Source organism: Pseudomonas fluorescens (assembly GCF_000968015.1).
GTDB lineage: Bacteria > Pseudomonadota > Gammaproteobacteria > Pseudomonadales > Pseudomonadaceae > Aquipseudomonas > Aquipseudomonas fluorescens_W.
Window position 1 is genome coordinate 628 of record NZ_LACH01000129.1, and the last position, 1615, is coordinate 2242.

Consider the following 1615-nt stretch of genomic DNA (forward strand, 5'->3'; position numbering starts at 1 on the left):
GCAGGCTCGCTCCCACATTAGCTTGCAGTTCCCTTCAATAATTGCGCATTCCCGGGCTTTGAAAAGGTTGGGAATACTGCTGCACACAACCAAATTTCCCGGTTTAGAGCCTTGTCCGTTCGGTCAAAGTTTTTCGGGCAATGGGCCATATTCTCTGAACTTTCGAAAAACGCCTCGGGTCACACCCATTAACCACGCCTGGGACGGCCGTTTAAAAACACCCCCGGAAATTGAAGGTTGCGGCTCCTTGCCCAGGATGGATTTTTAAGTTTCTCAGGAGTTTTTCCAATGGAGTTGAAGACCATGAAGACCCGAACTGCCAAATCCTCGTTCCCCCCTCTGCGTAGCCTGAAACTGGCGGCACTGGCCATCGGCAGCAGCTTCGTTCTGGCCGGTTGTGCCGGCAACCCGCCAAGCGAGCAATTCGCCGTGACGGAATCGGCAGTCAACAGCGCCGTCAGTGCCGGCGGTACCGAATTCGCGGCAGTGGAAATGAAGTCCGCGCAGGACAAGCTCAAACAAGCCGAAATCGCCCTGCACGACAAGAAGTATGCCGAAGCCAAAGTCCTGGCCGAACAGGCCGAGTGGGACGCTCGCGTGGCTGAGCGCAAGGCCCAGGCTATCAAAGCTGAACAGGCTGTGAAGGACTCTCAGCAAGGTGTTCAAGAACTGCGTCAGGAAAGCCAGCGCACCGTGCAATAAGCGGCCGGCACGACGCACTTCTTACTCGATTAAAAGGACGAAACCACCATGCGTAAACAATTGATGATCCCTGCCCTGCTGGCCGCAAGCGTTGCACTGGCCGCCTGCTCCACGCCGCCCAACGCGAACCTGGAACAGGCCCGCACCAACTACNNCCGGCCTGCAAACCAACCCGCAAGCCAGCAAAGTCGCGGCACTGGAAACCAAAGAAGCCAGCGATTACCTGGACAAGGCCGACAAGGCTTACCAGGACAAAGAGGACCAGGCCAAGGTCGATCAACTGGCTTACCTGACCAATCAACGTGTTGAAGTGGCGAAGCAGACCATCGCCCTGCGCAACGCCGAAGCCAATCTGAAAAATGCTTCCGCGCAGCGTGCCCAGGCTCGTCTGGATGCCCGCGACGCGCAGATCAAGCAATTGCAGGACAGCCTGAACGCCAAGCAGACCGATCGCGGTACCTTGGTGACATTCGGTGATGTGTTGTTTGCCACTGACAGGGCTGATCTGAAGTCCAGCGGTCTGGTGAATATCAACAAACTGGCGCAGTTCCTCTCGGAAAACCCTGATCGCAAAGTGATCGTCGAGGGCTACACCGACAGCACGGGCGCCGCGAACCACAATCAGTCGCTGTCCGAGCGTCGTGCCGGTTCCGTGCGCACGGCGCTGGTGAAAATGGGCGTTGATCCCGCGCGCATCGTGGCGCAGGGTTACGGCAAGGAATACCCGGTGGCCGAGAACAGCAGCGTCTCCGGTCGTGCGATGAACCGTCGGGTGGAGGTGACCATTTCCAACGACAACCAGCCGGTGATCCCGCGTTCGGCGGTTAGCTCGAACTAAGCTTCGTCTGCTGAAACACAAAAGCCCCGCCTGAGTCGATCAGGCGGGGCTTTTGTTTTTAAGATCAAAAGATCG

At 57.3% G+C, this 1615-nt stretch carries 1 protein-coding gene and 1 pseudogene; both read left to right on the forward strand.

The genetic code is table 11. The annotated features are described in order from the left end of the window. Positions 1 to 288: 288 nt before the first annotated feature. Complete coding sequence (locus VD17_RS31095; RefSeq protein ID WP_046057183.1) at positions 289 to 702, forward strand: DUF4398 domain-containing protein; 414 nt, start codon at positions 289 to 291, stop codon at positions 700 to 702. Positions 703 to 750: 48 nt separating this feature from the next. Then, positions 751 to 1540, forward strand: a pseudogene (locus VD17_RS31100) (OmpA family protein). Positions 1541 to 1615: the final 75 nt, after the last annotated feature.